Below are 19,124 nucleotides of genomic sequence, written 5' to 3'. Positions count from 1 at the left end.
CGGACCTGCGCCTGAGGCCCTACGACCGGAACGCCGCCCTCGTCCGGGCAGGAATGGTAGACACTGTCTACCTCGCGCTGGTAGACAATGTCTATGAGCCGCCCCGAGTCCCAGCCTCCGTCCCAGCCCCCGTCCCCGCCCCCTGCACCCGCCCCCCACCACGCGAGCGCCCCAGGCCAGGAGCTGCGCTCCCGTCTGATCGACGTCGGCGTTGAGCTGGTGGGCCGTGAGGGCGTCGCGGCGCTGACGCTGCGGGAGATCGCGCGGCGGGCGGGCGTCTCGCACGGGGCGCCGCGACGCCACTTCCCCACCCACCTGGAGCTGTTGTCGGCGATCGCGCACCGCGGCTTCACCGACCTCGCGGCCCGCGTGACGACGGCGCGCGGCGGCGAGGCCCGCGAACCGCGTGCGGAACTCGCCGAACTGGCCCGCGCCTACCTTGAGTTCGCCATGGAGAACCCCGGAATGTATGAGTTGATGTTCCGTCATGACCTGTTGGAGAGCGGTCATTTGAAGCTGCGCGACACCAGCCTTCCGCTGTTCGGCGTGCTGGTGGAGCTGGTCGCCGCCGCCCGCCCCGGCAGCGCGGGCCCGGTCCCCGAGGCCCGGGCGGTCGCGGGCGCGCTGTGGGCGAACCTGCACGGCATCGCCCAGTTGTGGCGCTGGGGCAGCCTCCAGCTCGCCACCGGAACGGACGACCTCCGCCCCCTGCTGCGCACGGTTCTCGACGCGCACCTCGGCCCGGAGGCGGGCCGGTGAAGGGCTTCGGCCGCTCCCCGGCGCTGACGTTGACCGGCAGTGTGGCCGGCGCCGTGGTGGTCGCGCTGGACGGCACCGCCCTGACCGTCGCCCAGCCCGCCCTGCGCAGCGACCTGGGCGCCTCCCTCAGCCAGGTCCAGTGGGCCGGCACCGGGTATCTCGTCGCGGTGGCAAGCCTGTTGGTGTTCGCCGGACGGCTCGGCGACCGCTACGGCCACCGCCGCCTCTTCGCCCTCGGCATGCTCGGCTTCGGCGCCGCGTCGGCGGGTCTCGCGCTGGCGCCGGGCATGCGCTGGGTGATCGGACTGCGGGTCGTGCAGGGGGTGTTCGGCGCTCTGCTGCAACCGGCCACCCTGGGCATGCTGCGGTCCGCGTACCCGCCCGAGCGGCTGCGGACCGCCCTCGCCGTGCGCACCGCGTCCATCGGCGTGGCGGCGGCGGCCGGTCCGGTGGTGGGCGGCGCGCTGGCCACGGAGTTCGGCTGGCGGGCCGTCTTCCTCCTCAACATCGTGCCGACGGTGCTGTTCGGCGTCCTCGCCCTGGCCGCCCGGGAGCCGGCCCGTCCCGCCGCGGGCGTGGCGCTCGACCTGCCGGGCGCCCTGCTGCTCGGGGCGGCCCTGGCCTGCCTGGTGCACACCCTCGTCACACTGCCCGCGCTCGGCTGGTCGGCTCCCGTCGCCCTGCTCGCCGGCGTCGCGTTCGTCCGGCACGAGCGACGTGCCGTCTCCCCGCTGCTGCCGTCGGACGCCGTCGGCTCCCCCGCGGTGGGCGCGGCGCTCGGCATGCTCGTCGTCGCGTCGGCGGCCCTCAACGGCGGGCTGTTCGCCTGCGTCTACGTCCTCCAGGACGGCCTGGGGCTCACCGCGCTGCACACCGCCCTGCTCGGTCTGCCGCTGGCCGTGCTGCTGGTGGCCGCCGCGCCCGCCTCCGCGGTCCTGCTGCGCCGGGCCGGCGCCCGTGCCACGGTCGCGGGCGCGACAGCGGTCCTCGCCGCCGGGCTCCTCGTGCTCGCCCGGGCGGTCGGGCCGTTCTCCTTCTGCACCGGGTTCGCCCTGGTGGGAGCGGGGTTCGGGGCGGTGATGGTGGCGGCGACCCATGTCGTCGTGCGGCAGGCGCCCGCGGAGTCGGCTGGGGTCGCGGGCGGGCTGCAGCAGACGGCGATGAACGTGGGGCCGGTGCTGGGCGTGGCGACGGCGACCGTGCTCATGGGCCTCGGCCCGGCCCGCTCGCCGCTCCTCGTGCTGGCCCTGGCCGCCGCCGCGGCACTGCCGGTCTGCCGCGCGCTGCCCGGCAGGCCGACCCCCGCCCCTCCCGCCGTCCCGGCTTCTCCCGCCGTCCCCACTCCTCCCGCCGTCCGCGTTTCGTCGGCGGCCGACGCGACGCATATCGATCTTGACGCCGAAAGGGGTCCGCACGGCCGGTCCCTACGCGACGATGAGTTCTGAGGCCGTCCGGTCGAGCCGGGCCGGGACCACGCCTCGAGCGAACGCACCGGAGGAGAACGAACGATGGCACTGCTGCGACAAGAGGCCGAACCGAGCGAGGCCGGGCTGGACCCGGAGGCGCTGGACCGCCTCGACCGGCACGTCACCCGCCAGGTCGACGCAGGGCGCCTGCCCGGATTCCTGCTGGCCGTCTCCCGCGGCGGCAGGGTCGCCCACCTGACCGCGTACGGCCGTCGCGACATCGCCGCCGGACTCCCCGTCGAGCACGACACCCTCTACCGGATCTACTCCATGACCAAACCGGTCACCTCGGTGGCCGCGCTGATACTGGTGGAGGAGGGACGGCTACGGCTCGACGACCCGGTGGCCGACCATCTGCCGGCGTTCGCCGGCATGCGGGTGTACGAGGCCGGCTCCGGAGCGGATGTCACCACCCGCCCGCTCGAGCGGCCCCTGCTGGTGAAGCACCTGATGACGCACACCGCCGGTCTCACCTTCGCCTTCTACCACTGTCACCCCGTCGACGCCCTCTACCGTCGGGCCGGCCTGGAGTCGGCGGTACTGCCGGGCTCGGACCTGGCCGGGACGGTGGAGGCGTACGCGCGGCTGCCGCTGCAGTTCGAGCCGGGCACGCAGTGGAACTACTCGGTGGCCACCAACGTCCTGGGCCGCGTCATCGAGGTCGTCTCCGGCAAGGCCCTGGACGAGTTCGTCGCCGAGCGGGTCTTCCGCCCCCTCGGCATGCCCGACGCCGGCTTCCAGGTCACGGCCGAGCAGGCCGGCCGGCTGGCGGAGCTGTACGGCGACAGCGACGGCGGCGGCATCGAGCCGATCCCGGGACTGCCGTTGTCCGGCCGCCCCCGCTTCCTGTCCGGCAGCGGCGGCATGGTGGCGACCGCCTACGACATCCACCGTTTCACCGAGATGCTGCGCCGCCGCGGCGAGCTCGACGGGGTGCGGCTGCTCCAGCCGCACACGGTCGACCTGATGACGGCCAGCCACCTGCCCGACGGCGTCGACCTACGCGCCTTCGGCAGCCGCCCCGCCCACGACGAGCCCGGCAACGACGGCGTCGGCTTCGGCCTCGGCGTCTCCGTCGTCATCGACCCGAGCCGCACTCAAGCGCCCTCGGGCCTCGGCACGTACGGCTGGAGCGGCGTCGCGACCACGACCTTCTGGGTCGACCCGGCCCACGACGTGAGCGTGCAGTTCCTGACCCAGCTGAGGCCGAGGCGGTCCCTGAAGCTCTACCCCGACCTCAAGCGCCTGGTGCACGAGGCGATCACGGACTGACGGCGGAAGGCGGCGCGCCTCCCGGCCGGCCGCGGCCCCGGCCCGGCCCTTGCACCGAGGCCGCGAGCCGGGGGTCCGGGGCCGTGAGCCGAGGGGCCGGGGGCCGTGGCTCGCTCAGGACCAGTGGGCCACCGCGTCCAGGTGGGGGAGCCGGTGGTCCATCCGCTCCCGCTTGGTGCGCAGGTAGGTGATGTTGTTCTCGCACGGCTCGATCAGCAGCGGCACCTCTTCGGCGACCCTGATGCCGTTGTCCGTCAGCGCCTCCCGCTTGCGCGGGTTGTTCGACATCAGGCGGACGGAGTCCACGCCCAGGTCGCGCAGGATGTCGGCGGCCACCTTGTAGTCGCGGGCGTCGACCGGGAACCCGAGAGCGACGTTCGCCTCGACGGTGTCCAGGCCCTCCGCCTGCAACGCCATCGCGCGCAGCTTGCCCAGCAGCCCGATGCCGCGGCCCTCGTGGCCGCGCAGGTAGACGACGATGCCGCTGCCCTCCGCGACGACCGCCTGCAGCGCGGACTCCAACTGCGCGCCGCACTCGCAGTGCTGGGAGCCGAACGCGTCTCCGGTCAGGCATTCGGAATGCAGCCGGGTCAGCACCCCCTCGGCGCCTATCTCCCCGTACACCAGGGCGACTTGTTCGTCACCTCGGTCGTGGTCCATGTAGCCGATCGCCTGGAATTTGCCGTACACGGTGGGCAGGGGGGCATTCACCACGCGTTCCACACCGGTGCGCTGCGGGGTCTTCGTGCCGAGTACGCCAATTTTTTCTGTCATGATCTGGTTCCTAAGCAGAGACGAAGGGCCGGGAAGAAATGAGTGGTTCGGACATACGGTCGGCGGCGTACGGACTGGTGCCGACGGACACTACCGAAGACGTACGGACCCGGGGCGCCGGCGTCTCGACGCAGGTGGCGGTTCTTCCCGTCGGGAGCTTCGAACAGCACGGCCCGCACCTGCCGCTGGCCACCGACACCCTGGTGGCCTGCGCCATCGCCCGGGAGATCGCCGGGGAGTACCCGGTGCACCTCCTCCCGCCGGTGACCATCGCCTGCTCGCACGAGCACGCGGCCTGGCCGGGAACCGTCAGCATCTCCTCGGTGACCCTTCACGCGGTGGTACGGGACATCGCGGCGTCGCTGCGCCGCTCGGGCGTCGAGGCCCTGGTGCTGGTCAACGGACACGGCGGGAACTACGTCCTGGGCAACGTCGTCCAGGAGTCCACCGCCGCAGGTGAGCCGATGGCGCTCTTCCCGGCCCCGGAGGACTGGGAGGCGGCGCTGACGCGGTCCGGGGTGTCGACCTCGCTGCTCACCGACATGCACGCCGGGGAGATCGAGACCTCGATCCTGCTGCACGCCCACCCCGAACTCGTCCGGCCTGGTTACGAGTCGGCCGATTTCGTCGCGGACGACCGCCGTCATCTGCTCACGCTGGGAATGTCCGCCTATACCGATTCGGGCGTCATCGGCCGTCCTTCCCTCGGGTCCGCGGAAAAGGGAAAGGAACTCCTGGCGAGCCTGGCGGATTCCTTCGGCGCGTATTTCTCGCTGCTCACCGCGGAATCCTCCGAAGCCTGAACGGCCTCGGCGGCCACGGTGGTCAGCACGGCCTCAGCGGGCTCAGCGGGCTCAGCGGCCTTGGCGGGCTCAGCGGCCTTGGCGGTCTCAGTGGCCTCGGCAGCGCCGGGGCTCCGGTCGCGCAGTCCCGCGTACCAGCGGACGACGAGCACGACCGCCCCCGGCAGCGCCGCGACGAAGCTGAGCACGCCGTACACGACGGCGACCGCGAGGCCGGTGCTCGCGCCGAGCCCGGCCGCGCCGAACGCCCACGCGGTGACGCCCTCGCGGGGGCCCCAGCCGCCGACGTTCAGCGGCAGGCCCATGGCGAGCAGGGCGAGGACGGCGATAGGCAGCAGCGTGAGCACGGAGGCGCCGGAGCCGGCGACCCGGGCGGCCACCACGAACATCCCGAGGTGCCCGGTCAGTACGGCCGCCGAGGACAGGGCGACGCCCGGCCCGTTGCGCCGCGACACCAGCCCCTCGCGCGCCTCGGCGAGCGTCGCCGCCAGCCGCCCCCCACGCCGCGGCGCGGCGCGGTTCATGCGGACGGCGAGGACGACGGCGAGCGCGCCCGCGCCGGCCAGCAGCACGATCGGCGCGATCTGGCGGGCGTCCGCCATGACCGGGGAGGGCAGGGTCAGCAGAATCGTCACGCCGGCCACGGCCAGCACCAGCTGTCCCGCGGTGCGCTCCAGGACGACGGCCCGCACGCCGCGTCCGACGTCGCCGGCGCTCTGCCCGTGCCGGACCGCGCGGTGCACGTCGCCGAGGACGCCGCCGGGCAGCGCCGAGTTGAGGAACAGGGCCCGGTAGTAGTCGGCGACGGCGGGGCCGAGCGGCAGCCGGATGTGCAGCGCGCGGGCCACCAGTGCCCATCGCCAGGCGCTGAACACGGTGGTGACCGCGCCGATGGCGAGCGCCGCCAGCAGGGTCGGCGCGTCGATCCGCCGCAGCCCGTCCAGGAAGACGCCGGTGCCCAGCCGCCACAGCAGGACGGTGAGGATGACGACTCCGGCGACGGTCCCGAAGTGCGTGCGCAGGGCACGGTGGGCGAGCAGAGCCCGCAGTGCGCGCAGGCCCCCCAGCCGGGACGACCCGGTGCGCGGCCCGGTGTGCGGTTCGGTGTGTGAATCGGTGCGCGGCCCGGTGTGTGAATCGGTGTGCGGTTCGGTCACGATGACCCCGATGCGGGCCTCGGACACGGCGGGCCCGGTGCGGACGGCCACGGGTCCGCGCGGCGGCCGCCGGGCAGCAGGCAGGACGGCGGCAGGCAGGACGGCAGGCCGGGCGGCCCCGCCCCACAGCACGGGCGCCGCCGCGGCGAGGACCCGCGGGCCGACCGTCTCCGCGCTCATCCGGCTCCGCCCGTGGGGCGGGCCAGCGCGAGCAGGTCGCTGTGGTGCACGGTGACGTGCAGGTCGCCCGCCGCGCAGGCGGCGAGCCGGGCCGCCAGGTAGGGCTCGGCGCGCTCGGCCAGTTCGGGGCGCTCCTCCACGGCCGCGCCGACCCAGCCGCGCAGCCACTGCGCGGTCAGGCCGACGTTCTCCGCGCCGAGCCGCCACGGGCTGGGGTGCACCTTGACGGTCGCGCCGTGTTCGGCGAACGCCTCGCAGGCGACGTCGACGGCGTCCGGCCCGAGGAGGCCGGCGCGCCGCTGGTGGTCGTTGAAGGCGGCCGCGATCTCCTGGTCGAGCGGGTCCGGGGCGCTGAACTCGACGCGGCCGGCGACCGACAGCGTCAGCAGCGCCGGGCAGCCCGCGCCCGCGCAGGCCGCGGCGAGCGTCTCGATCTCCTCGCGGGTGAGGACGTCGAGCAGCGCGGAGGCGGTCACCAGCGAGGCGCCGGCCAGCGCGTCCGGGGTGAGCCGGGCGACGTCGCCGCGTCGTGTCTCCACGGTGACCCGGCTGCCGTCGGCGGCCGCCCGCGGCGAGGCGACGGCCGCGAAGTGCAGGAGGTAGGGGTCGCGGTCGTGCAGGACCCAGTGCTGGGGGCCGTCCAGCCGGGGGGCCAGCCAGCGGCCCATGGAGCCGGTGCCGCAGCCCAGGTCGTGGATGGCGAGCCCGCTGCGGCCGGGCAGGTTGGCGAGCCGGATCCGCAGCGGGTCGAGCAGGTCCAGCGCCCGGGCGGCGGCGTCGGCGGGCTCGCGCAGCTCCAGCCACTCGGGGGCGTAGCGGGGCTGCTCCTCCGGCCCGCTGTCGCGCAGCCGCACGGTGGGCCGCTCGCCCGGCAGGCCGACCGGTCCGGCGCCGGCGATGACGCCCGGCGCCACGGCCTCGACGCCGTGCACCGCGGACGGGCGCACGAGGCCGCCGTCACCGGCGACCAGAGTCTTCGTCACCGAGCCGGTCTCCGCCACAGAACCGTTCTCCGTCCGGCCCGGTTGGACCGTGATGCCGCCCACGCGTCGCGCCACGTCGGCCGGGGTCGCCGTCGTCTTCCTCATGCCGCCCTCCGGGGCTCGCTGGGGAGCCGGCCAAGCACGCCGGCCAGGCTCTGGGCGGTGCTCGCCCAGCCGTTCAGGGCCGCCCGGCGGCTGCGCGCGGCCGCCTTGAGGCGACGTCGCACGTCGGCCTCGCCGAACCAGCCGCGCAGTTCGGCGGCGAGCGCCGCCGGGTCCTCCGGCGGGACGAGGATGCCGGGGACGCCGCCGTCGGGGGCGCGGCCGACCGCCTCGGGCAGCCCGCCGACGTCGGTCGCGAGGACCGGGATGCCGCGGGCCAGCGCCTCCGTGACGGCCATGCCGTACGTCTCGGCGTAGGAGGTGAGGACCATGAGGTCGGCGGAGGCGTAGGCGGCGTCGAGTGCGGCGCCCGACTTGGGGCCCGCCAGCTCCAGCCGGTCCTCGAGGCCGTGTCTGCGGATGAGGCCGCGCAGATGGTCGACGTACTCCGGGTCCTGCCCGAGGCCGCCCACGCAGGAGCAGCTCCACGGCAGGTCCCGGGCCGCGGCCAGCGCCTCCACCAGCCGGTGCTGGCCCTTGCGCGGGGTCACGGAGGCCACGCACAGCAGCCGGGACACCCCGTCGGTGCCGGAGGCGAGGGGGGCGATGTCGGCGCCGGGGGCGGCGACGTGCACGCGCTCGGGGGCGAGGCCGTGGTGGGAGACGAGGCGGCGGACCGCCCACTCGCTGGTGGCGACCACCGCGGGCACGGCCCGCAGCACGGCCCGCTCCTTGGCGTCGAGTTCGGCCGCGGTCTCCGGTGCGAGACCGCGCTCGTCGCCCAGCGGCAGGTGCACCAGGACGACGAGCCGCAGCCGTTCGGCCTCCGGCGCGATGATCTCCGGGACGCCGCAGGCGACCAGTCCGTCGAGCAGGACGATCGTGCCGTCAGGGAACTCACGCAGCGTGGCGGCCAGTTCCGCGCAGGCGGCCACTTCCGGCCGGGGCCAGGAACCGGACACCAGGTGCTTGTGGACCTGCCAGCCGAAGCCGGGCAGATCCAGGCAGAGGCGGCGGTCGTAGGCGTTGCCGCCGCTGGGGTTCGCCGCGTCGTCGACGCCGCCCGGCATCACGAAGTGCACGGAGCGCAGGGACATGGGGATGATCCCGCCGATCTTGGGGAGCGCCGCCTGCGTCGGCACGTAGGCGAGCGGGGCCGCGGGCACGGCCTTCTCCAGGGTCGTGTCGGTCACAGCGCACGCTCGTAACTCGCCCAGGCGATGTGCGACTCGTGCAGCGAGACGGCGATGGCGGTGATGCCCCGGGCCCCCTCGCCGAGCGCGCCCTTGTGGATGCGCTCCGCGAGCCGGTCGGCGACGACCTTGGCGAGGAACTCGGTCGACGTGTTGATCCCGGCGAATTCGGGCTCGTTGTCGAGGTTGCGGTAGTTCAGCTCGCTGACCACGGCCCCGAGCTCCTGCGTGGCGAGTCCGATGTCGACGACGATGTTGTCGTCGTCGAGCTGCTCGCGCCGGAAGGTGGCGTCCACCAGGAACGTCGCTCCGTGCAGGCGCTGCGCGGGCCCGAAGACCTCGCCACGGAAGCTGTGGGCGATCATGATGTGATCGCGGACGGTGACACTGAACAACGGACGACCCTCCAGGTGCGGCGCGTCTGGTCCCCCGGTCATTGGGCGACCGGGGGGTGCCGTGTAGTACGGCTCCCCGGTTCCCCCCGTTCAGCCGGATCTCACGCTTTTTCTCAGGTCAGGCGCTCCTGTCCGTACCCGATGCGGTGGCACAGGGCGGGGATCTCGCCGGATGCGAGTTTCGGCATGACGTCCGGCAGCTCCTCGAAGGCGCTGTCTCCGGTGACAAGGGCGTCGAGCGCCGGGTCGGCCAGCAGCTCCAGCGCGAGGGCGAGCCGGTCGGCGTAGGTGCGGCTGGCGCGGCGGGCCGGGGAGACGGCGCCGACCTGGCTGCTGCGGACGACCAGCCGGCGGGAGTGGAAGTCCTCGCCCAGCGGGAGGGACACCTTGCGGTCGCCGTACCAGCTCAGTTCGAGGACCGTGCCCTCGTCGGCGAGGAGTTCCAGGGAGCGGGTGAGGCCCTGTTCGGTCGCGCTGGCGTGCACCACGAGGTCGCGGCCGCCGACCGCTTCCGCGGGGGTCGCGAAGTCGACGCCGAGCGCCTGCGCGATCGTCGCGCGCGCCGGGTCGGCGTCGACGAGCTGTACGCGCACGCCGGGGAAGCGGGCGAGCAGCGCGGCCACCGAGCAGCCGACCATGCCGCCGCCGACCACCGCGATCCGGTCGCCGGCCAGCGGTGCGGCGTCCCACAGCGCGTTGACGGCCGTCTCGACGGTGCCGGCGAGGACGGCGCGTTCGGCGGGCACCGAGTCCGGTACGACGGTCACCGCCGTCGCCGGGACGACGTACCGCGTCTGGTGCGGGTAGAGGCAGAAGACCGTGCGCCCGACGAGCGCCGCGGGACCTTGCTCCACCACTCCCACGTTGAGATAGCCGTACTTCACGGGCCCGGGGAAGTCGCCCTCCTGGAACGGGGCCCGCATGACGGCGTGCTGGCTCTCGGGCACCCCGCCGCGGAAGACGAGGGTCTCCGTGCCGCGGCTGACGCCCGACCACAGCGAACGCACCAGGACCTCGCCCTCGGCGGGGCCTCGAACATCGACGTGGCGGATCTCGCCTTCTCCCGGAGAGGTGACCCAGAACGCACGTGCGCCGGTCGACATCCGCATCCTCCTGAACGATCGGGAACCTGTTCACGTACCGAGGTGTGCACAGTCCGCGCACAGTACGCGGCACTGATCATCTCTGTCATCTGGCCGGAGGAACGTGCGGTGGCCCTGAACAACACTTACGACGCGAGGCTGGTCCAGCAGGAGACCGCTGTGGGAGCGGGCGTGCAGATCCTGTTGCTGGCCCTGCTCGGCACGGCGATAGGCATGGGGCCGGCGGGCTGGGTCACCGGCCTCGTCTTCGCCATCGCCACCTGGGCGGTCCTCTCGCGGGCGCTGCACCGTTCCAGTCTGCGCTCGTTCGGCCCGGCCAACCGGGTCACGCTGGGCCGGGCGACGCTGGTCGGCGGGGTGACCGCGCTGGTCGCGGACTCCTTCGAGAGCGCGCCGCCGGTGTCGCTGCTGGTCGGTCTGACGGCGGTGGCCCTGATCCTCGACGGCGTCGACGGCAAGGTCGCCCGCCGCACCAACACCTCGACGGCGCTGGGCGCGCGGTTCGACATGGAGGTCGACGCGTTCCTGATCCTGGTGCTCAGCGTGTACGTGTCGATGGCGCTGGGCCCGTGGGTGCTGCTGATCGGCGGGATGCGGTACGTGTTCGTCGCGGCGGCCCGCGTCGCCCCGTGGCTCAACGCCCCGCTGCCGCCGAGCACCGCCCGCAAGACGGTCGCCGCGCTGCAGGGCGTCCTGTTGCTGCTGGCCGGCGCCGATCTGCTGCCGTACGCCGCGAACTTCGCGGTCGTGCTGCTGGCGCTGGGCTCGCTGGTGTGGTCGTTCGGCCGGGACGTGCTGTGGCTGTGGCGTACCTCGCGGGTCGCGGCGCAGACCCCGGCGGAGAAGGTCCTGGAGCTCGTGTAGTCCGCAACTCCCTAAGGGGCCCCGGCACGGCCCCTTCGCCGTCCCCTCGCAATCCCCTCGCAGTCCTCGCGGTGACGACCGCCTCGGGCGCGCCCGTACGACGGCGAAGGCGGCCCCCCGCGAGCCTGCGGACCCGGGTCCGGACCCGGACCCGGACGCGGACGCGGAGACCCACGGCCGACCCGGCAGCGCCCAGCACCATCGGCCGGTGAAGTCACCGGCGTCGACAGCAGCGCTGCCCGGCACCGCGCCCCTCCCGGCACCCGACGAGCCACACCCGCCCGGGTTCACGCCACACCGCCACCACCGCCCGCGCACACCCCGACACACGCCTTCGCCCGCAGCCCGCACGCCCGGCCCGCGCCTCGCCCCCGGCGCCCGCGTTCACGTGCGGCGTGGCAGAAGCAGGACGGCGGCCGCCGGCAGTGCGGCCAGCGCCAGCCAGGGGACGGCCGTGGGCAGGTCGGTGTCGAGGAGTGCGCCGGTGGCCGCGCTGCCGAGCAGCACGATCAGCCCGGAGACGGAGGACAGCGCCCCGGTGTACAGGCCGAGCCGGCCTTCCTCGGCGAGGTCGGGCACCCAGGCGCGGGCGGCGGGTGCGACGAGCATCTGTCCGAGGGTGAGCAGTACGACGAACCCGGCCGCGGGCAGCAGCCCGGCCGTGCCGGTTTGGCCGGCGGGCAGGGCGGCGGCCACGACGGCGAACCCGGCGGCGATCAGCACGAGTCCGGCGGCCGTCGAGCGGCGCGGGCCGATCCGCTCCCCCGCCCACCGGGTGACGGGCAGTTGGGCGGTCACCACCAGCAGCGAGGACAGCGCGAACAGCCAGGCCAGCGGCGCCTGCGAACCGGCCGCCCGCTCCACCTCGGCGGGCAGGGCGAGGTAGAGCTGGTTGTAGGCGAGGAGGTAGGCGCCGTAGGCGCAGCACAGGGCGAGGAAGCGGCGGTTGCGCAGCAGTGGTCGCATGCCGCCGCGCACGCGGACCCGGGCGCGTCCGGGGAGGTGCCGTGGCAGCAGCCGTGCGTGACCGGCGAGGACGAGCACGAAGACCCCGGCGCCGGCCAGGCACACCGTGCGGAAGTCGACCTCGAGGAGCAGCGCGCCGAGCAGCGGGCCGATGAACGCCCCGGCCTGTCCGGCGACCGTGAACAGGGCCAGTACCCGGGTCCGCGAACCGCCGCCGGCGTCCTCGTGCAGTACGGCCTGCCGTGCGGCCTCGGACTCGACGGCGGGCGAGAACAGCGCGGCCGCGAACCCGGTCAGGAGCACCGCCGCGATGACCGTCCAGGTCTGCTGCGCGTAGCCGAGCCAGACGAAGCCGGCGACGCGCAGCGCGCACCCGGCGAGGACGACGGGCCGTACGCCGTGGCGGTCGGCGAGCGCCCCGCCGATCACGAACAGCCCCTGCTGGCTGAATGTCCGCAGCCCCAGCACGAACCCGACCAGCCAGCCGGCCATGCCCACCGCGTCGCCCAGGTGCTCGGCGAGGAACGGCAGCACGGCGAAGAAGCCGACGTTGAAGGCGAACTGAGTGCCGATCAGCAGCTTGAGCAGGGACGGGAGTCGGGGCTCGCCCTTCGTCCGGTGAGGCGCTCGGAGCCGCACGGTCGTCATGCCGCTCCCACCAACTCCGGTTGCGAAGAGGGACGTTCGCTGGAGTGCGTGCCGAGGGCGGCGTCCGTTGCCGTACGGCGTCGTCGTGGGCGGGGTCGTCGGGGGCGGGGTCGCAGTCCGGCCGCCGTCACCGCCAGGGCGCCGAGGAGGGCGAGGGCGGCGGCGGGGGCGAGGACGGCCCAGGGGGCGCGTTCGGCGTAGGGCTGGTTCTCGGCGAGCAGCAGGCCCCATTCGGGGGACGGCGGCTGCGCGCCGAGGCCGAGGAAGCCGAGGGAGGCCAGGGCGAGGGCGATGCCGGGCAGCCGCAGGAGGGCGTGGCGGGCGACCGGTGGCAGGACGGCGGGCAGGAGTTCGCCGGTGAGCAGTCGCCAGGGTCCGGCGCCGAGGGCCCGGGTGGCGGTGAGGTGGAGGGTCGCCCGTTCCTCGCGCAACAGCGCGGAGGTGTGCGCGGCGAGCGGCGCCCAGGCGACGACGGCCACGGCGAGGGCGGGCGTCCAGGCTCCGCCGCCCCGGACGGCGGCGACCAGGAGCGCGGCGAGGACGGGCGGGACGGCGTTCACCGTGTCGACGAGCGGCCCGGACAGCCGGGGCAGCAGCCCGAGCAGGACGCCGGCCGCCAGCGCGGCCGCGCTGATCGCGAGGGCGAGCGTGAGGGTGTCGAGGGCGCCGTGCGCGACGCGGGCAAGGACGTCGCGGCCCAGGGCGTCGGCTCCGAACGGGTGGGTCGCGGACGGGGCTTGGAGGCGGGCGTCGGTGTCGAGGGCGAGCGGGTCGCGGGGCAGCCCCGCGAGGATGACGGCGAGCAGCGCGCCGCCGAGGGCGAGCGGCGGGAGCCGACGGGCGGGCGGCGCCGGCCGGTGCAGGGTGTGCAGTGCCCCGTCGCGCAGGGCGGGTCCGATGAGCCGCCGGGCGGCGAGCCGGACCACGGCGGTGGTGACGGCGGCGAGCGCGACGAGTACGAGGACGCCGGCCTGGAGGACGGGCAGGTCCTGGGCGATCGCCGCCTGGAGGGTGGTCCGGCCGAGGCCGGGGATGTCGAAGATCTGCTCGACGGCGACGGATCCGCCGGTCAGTCCTACCAGGAACAGTCCGAGGTTGGGAAGCAGTCCGGGTACGCAGCGGCGCAGTGCCTTGCGGGCGATACGCGGGACGGGCAGTCCGCGGGCGGCCGCGGCGAGCGCCCAGGGCTCGGCAAAGGCGGCGGGCAGTTGGTCGTCGAGGAGCCGCCCGAGGACGGCCCCGGCGGGCAGGCCGAGGGCGAGGGCGGGCAGCACGGTCCACTGCGGGCCGTACCAGCCGAGGGCGGGCAGCCAGCCCAGTTGCACGCCGACCACCGTGGCGAGGACGGAGGCGATGAGGAACTCCGGCAGCGCGGCCAGCACGGCGGATCCGGAGCCTCCGGCGGGACGGCCGTCGAGGCCGCCTCGCGCGCCGAGGCGCAGGGTGCGGGCGCACACGCCGGCGGCGGTGACCAGCGCGACGACGAGGGCTGCCGTCACCAGCAGCAGTGACGCGCCGAGGGCGGCGAGGACGTCGGGCATGACCGGTCCGCCGGAGATCCAGGACCGTCCGGCGTCCCCGCGCGGCAGGCCCGCCAGCCACTGTCCGAGCAGGTGCAGCGGGCCGTCGTCCAGGCCGAGTCGGGCGCGGACGTCGGCGAGCGCCTGCGGGGTGGCGTCCCGGTCGGCGGACTGTGTCTTGAGCACGGTGAGCGCCGGGTCGGTGTGCGAGATCCACGGCAGCAGCCCGGTCCCGCACACCAGCAGCGCGGCCAGTACGGCACGCCACAGCAGCGTGCCCGCCTTGCTTCTCATGTCGTCGGCGCCGTATCCGGTCAGCGCCGGGTCCCGATGCCGACGAGGGTGCGCTCGTAGGGGTCGAGGAGCAGTCCGCTGACGTCGTCGTCGACGCCGGTGACGATGCGCTGGTGGACCAGCGGGACGACGGCGTCGGTGCCGAGCACCGCGGCCTCGGCGGCCATGACGGCGTCCTGCCGCTTGCCGGTGTCGGCGACGGCCTGTGCCGTCCCGACGGCCCGGTCGACCGCCTTGTCGCAGAGCAGGGAGAGGTTGTAGCCGCCGCCGCAGGTGAAGTCGCTCGCCAGGAGCGACACCGGGTCGCCGGTGTCCAGGAGGCTGTTGCGGGCCCCGACGACGGCGTCGAACTTCCCGGCGAGGGCGTCGGTCTCCAGCCGCGAGTACTCGCGCACCTCCAGCTTCACCGTGAAGCCGGCCTTCTCCAGCTGCTGCTTCAACACCTGGGCGACTTCGGGGAGTTCGGGCCGGTTGTCATAGGTGGCGAGGGTGACGGAGACCCCGCCGGGGGTGGCGGCCTTCGCTCGTCCGGTGGGCTGGACGCGCTTGCCCGCGGCCCAGGTGACGGCGGGGCCGTAGATGCCGGCGCCGGGGTCGGCGTGTCCTTCGTAGACGCCCTTGGCGAGGGCGGAGGTGTCGACGGCGGCCCGGGCGGCGGCGCGCAGTGCCGGGTCCGTGAAGACGCCGGATTTCGTGTTGAGGTGCAGGCTGGTGGTGCGGGTGGTGGCGGTCTCGCGGCGGGTGTCCGCGTCGAGGGCGGCGGCCTGGGCCACGGGTATCGACTCGGCGACGTCGACCTGGCCGGTGCGCAGGGCGTTGGTGCGGGCGCTGCCGTCGGCGATGAACCGCACGTCGACGCCGGAGGCCTGGGCCCGGCCGCCCCAGTAGTCGTCGAAGCGGTCGAGGCGGACGGCGGCGGCCCCGTTCACGTCGGTGAGTTCGAAGGGGCCGGTGGCGGTGCCGACGGGGTCGACGGTGCCCTTCTTCGCGTACGCCTTCGGAGAGAGGACGGCGAGCGAGGGGCTGGACAGCCGCAGGGGCAGGACGGGGTCGGGCTGCGCGGTCGTGACGCGCACGCCCGTGCCGCCCGCGGCTTTCGCGGTGAGGGTGACGCCGGCGAGGGCGGCCGGGGCCGGCTTGGCGGCGGTGGCCCGGGTGAGGGAGGCGGCGACGGCGGCGGGAGTGACGTCCGTGCCGTCCTGGAAGTCGGCCTCGCGCAGGGTGAACAGCCAGGTGCGGTCGTCCTCGCGGCGCCAGGACGCGGCGAGCGCGGGGGCGGCGGCCCCGTTGGCGTCGAGGGAGGTCAGCCCTTCGGTGACGCCGAGCCGGCTGAGGATCGTCGCGTCGGCGCCGTGCGGGGAGAGGTACTCGGCGGGCGGGAAGGCGAGGGCGACGCGCAGCCGGGCGCCGTCCCCGGCGGCGGACCCCTCGCTGTCGCCGTCGTCGCCGGAGGCGGCGAAACAGCCGGTGAGCAGCGGGGCGAGGCAGAGGGCGGCGAGCAGCCGGGGGCGGGGTGAGCGGGGGGCGAGCGGGGCGGGGCGGGCGAAGCGCATGGGGTTACCGGCCTGTGGTGCGGGAGCGGATGCTGGGGCTGGGGCTGGGGCTGGGGCTGGGCGCGAAGTAGGCGGGGAGGAGGGCGTCGAACGGGACGTCGAAGTGCACGACGCCCTGGCCGCCGTCCGCCTCCTCCCGTTCGTCGTGCACGACGGTGGCGAGGGACCGCCAGAACGCCTCTGCTCCTTCGACGGCGGGGTCGGTGTGCAGATAGACGGAGCGGTAGCCGCCGTCGGCGACCGCGAAGGCGAGGAGTTCGGCGACCATCCGGCGGGCGAGTCCGCGCCGGCGGTGCTCGGGGCGGACGTAGACGCGGCGCAACTGCGCGGTGGTGCCGCAGGGGTAGCGCTCGGCGACGTGCCGGGGGTTCGGCGGATGCGCGGGGCCGCGGGAGTCGAGGGCGGCGGTGGCGACGACCTCGCGGCCACGCCCGCCGCCGCCGCTCCCGACGGTGGTCGCGACCAGCAAGGTGTGGCGGTCGGAGGCGAGGTAGGCCGCGGCGGGATCGATGATGTCGCGGTGCCAGTGGGGCACGTAACCGCTGCCGAAGTCCCGGTAGACGGTGTCCAGCATGACGGCTCGGGCGCCGTCCAGGTCGTCGGGGCCCGCAGGCCTTATGCAGTAGTCACGCACTTGCACATCATATGCAGTAAGCGGGGCGAGGGTGATCACGACATCACCCCCCGGGCGTCGATTTGACAGAGATCATGAGGCACCCCTAAATCTAGCCACATGACATTCATTTTCATCAAGGCGGTGTGATGCGCGTCGCATTCGTGGGGAAGGGCGGCAGCGGCAAGACGACCCTGTCGGCCTTGTTCGCCCGCCGGTTGGCGGAGTCCGGCGCACCGGTGCTGGCCGTGGACGGCGACATCAACCAGCACCTGTCCGAGGCCCTGGACCCCACGGCCGGCGCACCGGCGTTCACGGCCCCGCCGCTGGCCGAGCACGTGGGCGACATCAAGGACCTGCTGCGCGGCGACAATCCGCGGATCGCCTCCCGCGAGGCGATGGTCAAGACGACCCCGCCGGGCCGCGGTTCACGGCTGCTGCGGCTGCTCGGCGACGACGAGCTGCACACCCGGCACGTGCAACGGGTGGGCGGCGTGCCGCTGATGGTGACCGGCGCGTTCGACGAGAGCGACCTGGGGGTGGCCTGCTACCACTCCAAGCTGGGCGCGGTGGAGCTCTATCTGAGCCACCTGCTCGACGGCCCCGGCGAGTACCTGGTGATGGACATGACGGCGGGCGCCGACGCCTTCGCCTCCGGCCTGTTCGCCCGCTTCGACATGACGTTCCTGGTGGCCGAGCCCACCCGCCGGGGCGTCTCCGTCTACCGCCAGTACCGCGACCACGCCCGCGAGTACGACATCCCCCTCGCCGTCGTCGGCAACAAGGTGACCGGTGAGGACGACCTGCTGTTCCTCAAGGAGGAGGTGGGCGACGACCTCCTCACCCACGTCGCCCTCTCCCCCTGGGTCCGCTCGGCCGAACGCGGCGCACCCAAGGGCGAGTTGGAGGAGCACAACCGGCACGCTCTGGACGTCCTGCGCAGCACGGTCGACGCCCGCGGAACGAAGGACCGGCAGGCCCTCCACCGCCACGCCGTCCACTTCCACCTCCGCAACGCCCGCTCCTGGGCGAACGAGGCGACCGGCCAGGACCTGGCCACCCAGGTGGACCCGGACTTCACGCCACCCCTGACGCCTCACCTCTGACCACCCCCACCGCTGCCCCCCAAAGGAACAGGACCCCCATGTCTCTCGACGTCTCCCCCGAGCTCCTCGCCGAAGCCGAAGCCGGTGCCATCCGCGAGGAGGACTTCGTGGACACGATCCGCACCTCCCTCCCCTACGCCTACAACCTCGTCTCCGACCTCTCCACCCGACTCCACGCCGGGATCACCGAGTTCGCAGACAACCAGACCCCGCCCGCCTCCGAGCAGGAGCGGGGCCAGCTCCTGCGCGCCCTCGCCAGCGACGCCATCCGCGGCAGCCTGGAACGCCACTTCGACATCGCCCTGGCCTTCCAGAACTGCCACCGCGTCGCGGCCTTCCGCCCCGGAGCCCGCGGCGGCGAGACCCACACCCGCTTCACCTCCACCCGAGCCCAGATCCTGAACCAGTCGGCAGAACTGCGCGACTGCTGACACCTGGCAGCAAGGCAACGGCCCTCACCGCGATCACGATGAGGGCCGTTTCGTCACTGTCCGGCGGCCCCTGCTATCGGTGCTCCACTGCACGCACCGGGCCCCGTCGTCAGTTCTCGCTCAGTTCAGCGCGCTGCGGCCATCCGCACAAAGCCCGCCCACGCCTCGGCCCCGACAGCCAGACGCTCACCTTCCGGGCGCTTGGAGTCCCGGACCAGTACGGCTCCGGGAACGGCAGCGACCTCCAGGCACTCTCCGCCGCCACCTGTGCTGTAGCTGCTCTTGCGCCAGGCGGCTTCTGGCACGGCGTATTGAATTTGCCCAGAACCCAGACTCTCGGGACCGGCACATACGCGGCCGGCAGGCACGTGCCCATGGGGGTCTCAGCCGCTGCCCACGCCGGTCGACCTGACGTAGATCCTGGTGCGGCCCGGGGCGAACTCGTGGGCATAGAGGTCGACACAGTGGCGTAGATGCTTTCCCTCGGGGGTGCTCGTGTCCTCCGGGCACAGCTCGGTCTTCCCCAGATGCGAGGTGATCGTCTCCGGCTCTGTCAGCCCCAGGTGCGTGAACGGAGCGTCGCCCTTGTACGCGTCGGGCTTCGGAGCGATGTTGGCGATCAGCTCGGTGTCTTCGGGCACCATGCGGGAGAGATAGCCGGCCGCGACGTCCTCGGGCAGCGTGAAGGCCACAATCCCGGTGGTGTGACGGGAGTTGGCCTTCACCGCGGCCCTCAGGTCCGTTGCCTCTTCGGGGATCCCGAGACCGATCCGGCCGGCCAGTGCGGCTGGCGTGACGCCCTTCTCCCAGCAGCAGTCCTTCTCCTTGCCGGCCGCCCGGGACACAGCGCCGTCACCGACCAGCGCCAGGGTGACGACCACCCCGGCCACGACGGTCAACGCCAGGGCGAGAACGAGAACCGTCCTGCGCACACCCGTCCGC

18 protein-coding genes and 1 pseudogene are annotated in these 19,124 nt (G+C 74.1%); 7 read left to right on the top strand and 12 right to left on the bottom strand.

All coding sequences use genetic code 11. The features are described from left to right. Nucleotides 1-93: 93 nt before the first annotated feature. The 3 genes from QA802_RS35900 to QA802_RS35890 all read left to right on the top strand — a co-directional run bounded on the left by QA802_RS35900 (nucleotide 94) and on the right by QA802_RS35890 (nucleotide 3,497). A complete protein-coding gene (locus QA802_RS35900) occupies nucleotides 94-759 on the top strand; it encodes a TetR/AcrR family transcriptional regulator (RefSeq protein ID WP_334531746.1) in 666 nt (221 codons plus the stop codon). Next, the gene (locus QA802_RS35895) at nucleotides 756-2,204 is read left to right on the top strand and encodes an MFS transporter (RefSeq protein ID WP_334531744.1); all 1,449 of its coding nucleotides are present in this window, start codon (nucleotides 756-758) and stop codon (nucleotides 2,202-2,204) included. The genes QA802_RS35900 and QA802_RS35895 overlap by 4 nt, the downstream gene beginning before the upstream one ends. Before the next feature lie 63 nt (nucleotides 2,205-2,267). Next, complete coding sequence (locus QA802_RS35890) at nucleotides 2,268-3,497, top strand: serine hydrolase domain-containing protein (RefSeq protein ID WP_334531741.1); 1,230 nt, start codon at nucleotides 2,268-2,270, stop codon at nucleotides 3,495-3,497. A gap of 114 nt (nucleotides 3,498-3,611) precedes the next feature. Here QA802_RS35890 and ribA read toward each other — a convergent pair whose 3' ends face one another. Continuing rightward, a complete protein-coding gene (gene ribA, locus QA802_RS35885; RefSeq protein WP_319170402.1) occupies nucleotides 3,612-4,271 on the bottom strand; it encodes a GTP cyclohydrolase II in 660 nt (219 codons plus the stop codon). Nucleotides 4,272-4,309: 38 nt separating this feature from the next. On the opposite strand from ribA, the pseudogene QA802_RS35880 reads away from it, so the two are divergent. Beyond that, a pseudogene (locus QA802_RS35880) lies at nucleotides 4,310-4,969 on the top strand (creatininase family protein); the annotation flags it as partial. Here QA802_RS35880 and QA802_RS35875 read toward each other — a convergent pair. The 5 genes from QA802_RS35875 to QA802_RS35855 all read right to left on the bottom strand — a co-directional run bounded on the left by QA802_RS35875 (nucleotide 4,942) and on the right by QA802_RS35855 (nucleotide 10,187). Beyond that, nucleotides 4,942-6,411, bottom strand: a complete 1,470-nt coding sequence (locus QA802_RS35875; protein ID WP_443042224.1) for a lysylphosphatidylglycerol synthase transmembrane domain-containing protein — start codon at nucleotides 6,409-6,411, stop codon at nucleotides 4,942-4,944. The pseudogene QA802_RS35880 and the gene QA802_RS35875 overlap by 28 nt on opposite strands. After that, a complete protein-coding gene (locus QA802_RS35870) occupies nucleotides 6,408-7,499 on the bottom strand; it encodes a methyltransferase domain-containing protein (protein WP_334531736.1) in 1,092 nt (363 codons plus the stop codon). The genes QA802_RS35875 and QA802_RS35870 overlap by 4 nt, the downstream gene beginning before the upstream one ends. Further along, the gene (locus QA802_RS35865; RefSeq protein WP_334531733.1) at nucleotides 7,496-8,689 is read right to left on the bottom strand and encodes a glycosyltransferase family 4 protein; all 1,194 of its coding nucleotides are present in this window, start codon (nucleotides 8,687-8,689) and stop codon (nucleotides 7,496-7,498) included. Before QA802_RS35865 ends, QA802_RS35870 begins: the two co-directional genes overlap by 4 nt. Then, nucleotides 8,686-9,084, bottom strand: coding sequence for a 6-pyruvoyl trahydropterin synthase family protein (locus QA802_RS35860; protein WP_319170398.1), 399 nt, complete (start codon nucleotides 9,082-9,084; stop codon nucleotides 8,686-8,688). Before QA802_RS35860 ends, QA802_RS35865 begins: the two co-directional genes overlap by 4 nt. Nucleotides 9,085-9,197: 113 nt before the next feature. Then, nucleotides 9,198-10,187, bottom strand: coding sequence for a zinc-dependent alcohol dehydrogenase (locus QA802_RS35855; protein WP_334531725.1), 990 nt, complete (start codon nucleotides 10,185-10,187; stop codon nucleotides 9,198-9,200). Between the two features lie 108 nt (nucleotides 10,188-10,295). Between QA802_RS35855 and QA802_RS35850 the strand changes: the two genes are divergently transcribed. Further along, entirely contained in the window at nucleotides 10,296-11,051 is a 756-nt protein-coding gene (locus QA802_RS35850) for a CDP-alcohol phosphatidyltransferase family protein (protein ID WP_334531722.1), read from the top strand. Nucleotides 11,052-11,435: 384 nt separating this feature from the next. Here the strand turns inward: QA802_RS35850 and QA802_RS35845 are convergent, their stop codons facing one another. From QA802_RS35845 to QA802_RS35830, 4 genes are read right to left on the bottom strand one after another with little or no spacing between them, the layout of a single operon-like run. Further along, a complete protein-coding gene (locus tag QA802_RS35845; protein ID WP_334531719.1) occupies nucleotides 11,436-12,665 on the bottom strand; it encodes an MDR family MFS transporter in 1,230 nt (409 codons plus the stop codon). Then, nucleotides 12,662-14,479 carry an ABC transporter permease subunit gene (locus QA802_RS35840; RefSeq protein ID WP_334531716.1) on the bottom strand — a complete coding sequence of 606 codons (1,818 nt, stop codon included), beginning with the start codon at nucleotides 14,477-14,479 and terminating at the stop codon, nucleotides 12,662-12,664. Before QA802_RS35840 ends, QA802_RS35845 begins: the two co-directional genes overlap by 4 nt. 20 nt (nucleotides 14,480-14,499) lie before the next feature. Continuing rightward, nucleotides 14,500-16,032, bottom strand: coding sequence for an ABC transporter substrate-binding protein (locus tag QA802_RS35835; protein ID WP_334531713.1), 1,533 nt, complete (start codon nucleotides 16,030-16,032; stop codon nucleotides 14,500-14,502). Between the two features lie 4 nt (nucleotides 16,033-16,036). Beyond that, entirely contained in the window at nucleotides 16,037-16,666 is a 630-nt protein-coding gene (locus tag QA802_RS35830; protein WP_334531710.1) for a GNAT family N-acetyltransferase, read from the bottom strand. A gap of 128 nt (nucleotides 16,667-16,794) precedes the next feature. Here QA802_RS35830 and QA802_RS35825 point away from each other — a divergent pair, with 128 nt between their 5' ends. Next, the gene (locus QA802_RS35825) at nucleotides 16,795-17,751 is read left to right on the top strand and encodes an ATP-binding protein (protein WP_334531707.1); all 957 of its coding nucleotides are present in this window, start codon (nucleotides 16,795-16,797) and stop codon (nucleotides 17,749-17,751) included. A 38-nt stretch (nucleotides 17,752-17,789) separates the two neighbouring features. After that, nucleotides 17,790-18,182: an SCO5389 family protein gene (locus QA802_RS35820; RefSeq protein ID WP_334531704.1), complete on the top strand. Its 393-nt coding sequence runs from the start codon at nucleotides 17,790-17,792 to the stop codon at nucleotides 18,180-18,182. A gap of 125 nt (nucleotides 18,183-18,307) precedes the next feature. Here QA802_RS35820 and QA802_RS35815 read toward each other — a convergent pair whose 3' ends face one another. Together QA802_RS35815 and QA802_RS35810 are read right to left on the bottom strand one after the other, a co-directional pair. Then, nucleotides 18,308-18,487 (bottom strand): DUF397 domain-containing protein, encoded by a 180-nt coding sequence (locus QA802_RS35815; protein WP_443042223.1) that lies wholly within the window; start codon nucleotides 18,485-18,487, stop codon nucleotides 18,308-18,310. A 78-nt stretch (nucleotides 18,488-18,565) separates the two neighbouring features. Beyond that, entirely contained in the window at nucleotides 18,566-19,114 is a 549-nt protein-coding gene (locus QA802_RS35810) for a hypothetical protein (RefSeq protein WP_334531701.1), read from the bottom strand. Nucleotides 19,115-19,124 lie beyond the last annotated feature (10 nt).

Origin of the sequence: Streptomyces sp. B21-105, assembly GCF_036898465.1 — a bacterium.
Classification (GTDB): domain Bacteria; phylum Actinomycetota; class Actinomycetes; order Streptomycetales; family Streptomycetaceae; genus Streptomyces.
Note: the sequence above shows the minus strand (reverse complement) of the source record. Positions and strands in the feature narration are given on the sequence as shown.

Bases quoted from the DNA above. Each gene is read 5' to 3' on its own strand.
- QA802_RS35875 (WP_443042224.1), bottom strand. From the start codon at position 6,411: ATGAGCGCGGAGACGGTCGGCCCGCGGGTCCTCGCCGCGGCGGCGCCC.
- QA802_RS35820 (WP_334531704.1), top strand. From the start codon at position 17,790: ATGTCTCTCGACGTCTCCCCCGAGCTCCTCGCCGAAGCCGAAGCCGGT.
- QA802_RS35845 (WP_334531719.1), bottom strand. From the start codon at position 12,665: ATGACGACCGTGCGGCTCCGAGCGCCTCACCGGACGAAGGGCGAGCCC.
- QA802_RS35835 (WP_334531713.1), bottom strand. From the start codon at position 16,032: ATGCGCTTCGCCCGCCCCGCCCCGCTCGCCCCCCGCTCACCCCGCCCC.
- QA802_RS35870 (WP_334531736.1), bottom strand. From the start codon at position 7,499: ATGAGGAAGACGACGGCGACCCCGGCCGACGTGGCGCGACGCGTGGGC.
- ribA (WP_319170402.1), bottom strand. From the start codon at position 4,271: ATGACAGAAAAAATTGGCGTACTCGGCACGAAGACCCCGCAGCGCACC.
- QA802_RS35855 (WP_334531725.1), bottom strand. From the start codon at position 10,187: ATGTCGACCGGCGCACGTGCGTTCTGGGTCACCTCTCCGGGAGAAGGC.
- QA802_RS35840 (WP_334531716.1), bottom strand. From the start codon at position 14,479: ATGAGAAGCAAGGCGGGCACGCTGCTGTGGCGTGCCGTACTGGCCGCG.
- QA802_RS35900 (WP_334531746.1), top strand. From the start codon at position 94: ATGAGCCGCCCCGAGTCCCAGCCTCCGTCCCAGCCCCCGTCCCCGCCC.
- QA802_RS35825 (WP_334531707.1), top strand. From the start codon at position 16,795: ATGCGCGTCGCATTCGTGGGGAAGGGCGGCAGCGGCAAGACGACCCTG.
- QA802_RS35890 (WP_334531741.1), top strand. From the start codon at position 2,268: ATGGCACTGCTGCGACAAGAGGCCGAACCGAGCGAGGCCGGGCTGGAC.